This is a genomic window from Deinococcus sedimenti (assembly GCF_014648135.1).
GTDB classification, from domain to species: Bacteria; Deinococcota; Deinococci; order Deinococcales; family Deinococcaceae; genus Deinococcus; species Deinococcus sedimenti.
This window is the reverse complement of record NZ_BMQN01000049.1, coordinates 1-3,721: the sequence shown is the minus strand read 5'-3', so window position 1 is coordinate 3,721 and position 3,721 is coordinate 1. Positions and strand designations below refer to the sequence as shown.

The following is a 3,721-nucleotide window of genomic DNA, read 5'->3' as shown; positions in this document are numbered from 1 at the left end:
ACCTCGTCCAAATACCATCGGGAACCCCGTCGGGGTTCCCGATGGCGCAGCTCCTCAGTGAGGAGTGGGGCGAACTTGATGTTCCATTGCCGCAGCGTTTCGTGACTCACCACGATGCCGCGCTCGTGAAGCAGTTCCTGAACATCACGCTGGCTGATGGGAAGCGGTGGTACAGCCGCAGAGCGTAGCCGATCACGCTCAGGGGAAAACGATGGCGATACGGTTTCCGGTCAGTCACGGCCTACCAGACTACTGAGATTAAGTTGCCAGAACCCTACCCGGACACCCACGACCGCACCCAGAACCTCCGCATGTTCCCCTACGACACCCCCGACGCCCTCCGCCTGAGAATCCGCCAGGTCACCCGCGACCACGACCTCCCCTTCATCCCCCCAGGCATAATCCGCCGCGCCGCCCTGCGCGACCACCCCGGCACGCCGGAAATCCTCGGCTACACCCGCGACAAGGACTACCGCGAAGCTCTCAACCACGCCCGGAAGATCGCCGACGCCAGCCGCGTCGACGAGAACTGACCACCAATCGTCCACCCACCCCTCACTCCACTGGCCTTGCACCCCATGCACGCGCTCAGGCCGCCCCACGGTACGCTCAACCCATGCGCGCCCTGCTCCCCCTTCTCCTCCTGTCGACCGCCGCCGCACAGGTCCCCGCCACGGTGACCGGCATCCCCACTGTCACGGACGGGGACACCCTGCAGATCCGAGGCGTAAAGGTCCGTCTGTACGGCATCGACGCGCCGGAATCCAGTCAGACCTGCACCCGCGCCGGGAAGACTTACGGCTGCGGGCGCGAAGCAGCGTTCGCCCTGGCGGACCTCGTGCGCAACAAGACCGTCACCTGCACACGCAAGGACGTGGACCGCTACGGACGCCTGGTCGGCGTGTGCAGCGTCGGCGGCACCGAGGTGAACCGCTGGCTGGTGCAGCAGGGCTGGGCACTGCCCTACCTGCAGTACGGCGGCGGGATCTACAACGGCGCGGCGGGTCAGGCGAAGAGCGCTGGGAAGGGCCTGTACGCGGGCACCTTCCAGAACCCGTGGGACTACCGCAAGAACCCGGCCAGTCCGCCCACGGCCGGGACGGTCCGGACGAGCACCGTGCCGCCCGTCCCGGCCATAACCGGCGTTACGTATTCGAACTGCGCCGTGGTGCTGGCCGCCGGGAAGGCGCCACTCCTGCGTGGCCAGCCGGGGTACGCGCCGAAACTCGACCGCGACGGGGACGGGGTCGCCTGCGAGTAACGGCAGCCGCATGGGCACATGAGGCACGCAGGTGACCGGGCGTCCGGTACGCTGCGGGCAGCAGGAGGCTCCCTCATGACCAACGCGCCCCCACAACGTCGACCCCAGGCGCAACCGGCCACCACCCGCCCCCAGCAGGCGGCGCCCACCGTCACGCCGCAGGCCAGCGACCCTGAACTCAAAGCGGCCCTGCAGTTCGCCGCCACGCATCCCGAAGCGCTCGTCGAAGCGCTGAATCTCGGCCGGTTCGTCTACCGCCCGCCGAACGCCGGGATCTTCCAGCGTCCCGTGTACCCCCTGCAGCTCAAGGGGATCTTCGATCGCCTCGACCGCGCGGCCCTCCTGGACCTCCGCCGGCGCATGCAGGCCGGTCGGGGCCTGGAGTTCTACGCCGCGCTCGCCAAGCGCTTCGGCGGGAACTACGCCCTGGCCGTGCAGAAACGCATCGGCGTGCAGACCGACCTGACCGGCGAGCAGCTGACCTTCCACGCGTTCGTGGAGCAGCTCACCAACCGCGTGTCCTACATGAACGACGTCAACCTGAATACCCTGGACCGCGACCAGGACCTCCAGGACGCGGACCGTGACGGCAACGCGCAGGAACTGGAGAGCAGCGTCAAGCCGCGGAGCCTCCTGGCGTTCTTCGGGTACCACGCGGGGCCACCCGTCAGCGGCCTGTGGGGCTTCCAGATGCGCCTGTTCACGCCCATCCCCCTCGCGCAGATCAAGGACCCGGCCGTCCGGGCACGGCGCGCGCAGTTCAATGAACCCATCGTGGTGTTCCGCGGCACCGAGGGCGTGCAGGCCACCACCCGGGAAGGCGGGGTCGACACCCTGGTGGGCGACTTCGCGAAGGCCAGTGTGGGCGTGAACCAGGTTAATGCGAACTGGGACCTGATCAAGTTGACCATGACCCAGGTGAAGCAGGCCGTGTTCGCCGGGCACAGCCTGGGTGGCGGCCTCGCGCAGGTGGCCGCCGCCCGCATGCCGGGCAAAGTCGCCGAGGTCATCACCTTCCAGGCGCCCGGCCTCCCGAAGGACCTTGCGGAGCAGCTCACGGCACAGAGTGACGCGCACAGCACGCATTACCGCGTGGCGGGGGACATCGTGCCGCAGTCCGGGGACACGCATCTGCCCGGGGAGATCGAGTACCTTACTCGCTTCACGCAGGCGGGCGGCCTCTCGAAAGCCGCGGTGGATGGGACCAACAGCCACGTCTCCTTCCCGCTGACGACCGTGCTGCAGGGCATGGACCCGGCGAAACTCACGCCAGAGCAGCGGGCGATCGTGCAGTACGGCGCACATGACCGCCAGGAAGCGGACGGGACGCAGGCGCGCATGACCGTCACCGGCAGCCTGAACACGAAACAGGACCCGCGCCTGAAGGCCGAGTGGGCCCGCAGCACCATCGTCCCCGCCCTGCTGAACAGGTACGGGTACGTGGATGAGATGGTGCGGAATAACCTCGGGTACAACCTGCTGCTGGAAGCGACGCAGGACCGACTCAAGGGAGACACCACCTACGAGCTGTTCCGGGCGACGTACCTGTGGCTGGGCACCGTGCAGGTCCTGCCGATGTCGGATAAGCAGAACGAGATGATGAGTGCCCTGGGCGTACCCGCCTTCAACAAACTCATGGTGCCGCTGCCGTCTCCAGCGAAGGACCTCGCGGATCACATCAACCGCCCAGTGGGGCCGCCGATCATCCCGTCGTACCTCACGCAGATCCGGTTGCGCGGGGGGTACGTTGACATCACCGCTCAAGCGCGCAGGCAGGTGCGCGGAGAGTTCCTGAAACACTGGACGGCGTGGCATCCTGGCCAGACGCAAGGTCAGACATGGATGAAACGAGTCCTTCAGGAAGGACAGCGATGAGGTGGGGCGCCATCGTGCTGACGCTCCTCCTGACCGCGTGCTGGCAAGGGAAACCAATGGGCAAAGAATGGACGATGCAGGAATTGATGGGCCTCGCCACTGACACGCTGAAGGCGACTGGAGCAGTCGAGGAGGTCTCGTGCCGGGATTCGGCGAAGCGGGGGTTGGAAACGTGCTTCGCCGTCAATGGCTCGGTCGGCAGTTTCCGGAAAGCGGTGGATGATGTGTTCGCGGAGCGACTTCACCGCCTGGGCGACTGGGAATTTCATGGTGAGAACGGCGCAGTGACGTACGAGACACAGACAGGTCAGGCGTTGCAGGTGGGGCTGGTCTACAGTCCGAACGACGAATTCCGTTCCTTCCGAGAGGAACTTCCCGAAGGCGCGAACGGAGTCCTGTACGTGATCGTAGAACCGGCCCCCTTCCAGCCTTGAAGTGCACCGGGATCACTCAGCAGGATGGGGGGCATCGTGAAGTGGACCGTCCTCATGACCGCCTTCGTCCTCACCAGTTGTACAGGGGTTCTGGCAACTTAACCTCGGCGGAGCCGAAGAAGCTCAGCAGGTCGCTTGAGAATCAAGCGAC

The 3,721-nt window shown here is 66.3% G+C and carries 4 protein-coding genes and 1 pseudogene; 4 read left to right on the top strand and 1 reads right to left on the bottom strand.

What is annotated here, in order from left to right; genetic code table 11:
- A pseudogene (locus IEY69_RS21510) lies at positions 1–238 on the bottom strand (IS6 family transposase); the annotation flags it as partial.
- 25 nt (positions 239–263) lie between these two features.
- Here IEY69_RS21510 and IEY69_RS21505 point away from each other — a divergent pair.
- The 4 genes from IEY69_RS21505 (at position 264) to IEY69_RS21490 (ending at position 3,570) form a co-directional block, all read left to right on the top strand.
- Positions 264–533, top strand: a complete 270-nt coding sequence (locus IEY69_RS21505; protein WP_189075115.1) for a hypothetical protein — start codon at positions 264–266, stop codon at positions 531–533.
- An 83-nt stretch (positions 534–616) separates the two neighbouring features.
- On the top strand, positions 617–1,261 hold the full coding sequence (locus IEY69_RS21500) for a thermonuclease family protein (RefSeq protein ID WP_189075114.1): 645 nt from the start codon (positions 617–619) through the stop codon (positions 1,259–1,261).
- 75 nt (positions 1,262–1,336) lie between these two features.
- Positions 1,337–3,136 (top strand): Tle-like phospholipase domain-containing protein, encoded by a 1,800-nt coding sequence (locus tag IEY69_RS21495; protein WP_189075113.1) that lies wholly within the window; start codon positions 1,337–1,339, stop codon positions 3,134–3,136.
- Positions 3,137–3,150: 14 nt separating this feature from the next.
- Positions 3,151–3,570: a hypothetical protein gene (locus IEY69_RS21490; RefSeq protein ID WP_189075112.1), complete on the top strand. Its 420-nt coding sequence runs from the start codon at positions 3,151–3,153 to the stop codon at positions 3,568–3,570.
- Positions 3,571–3,721: the final 151 nt, after the last annotated feature.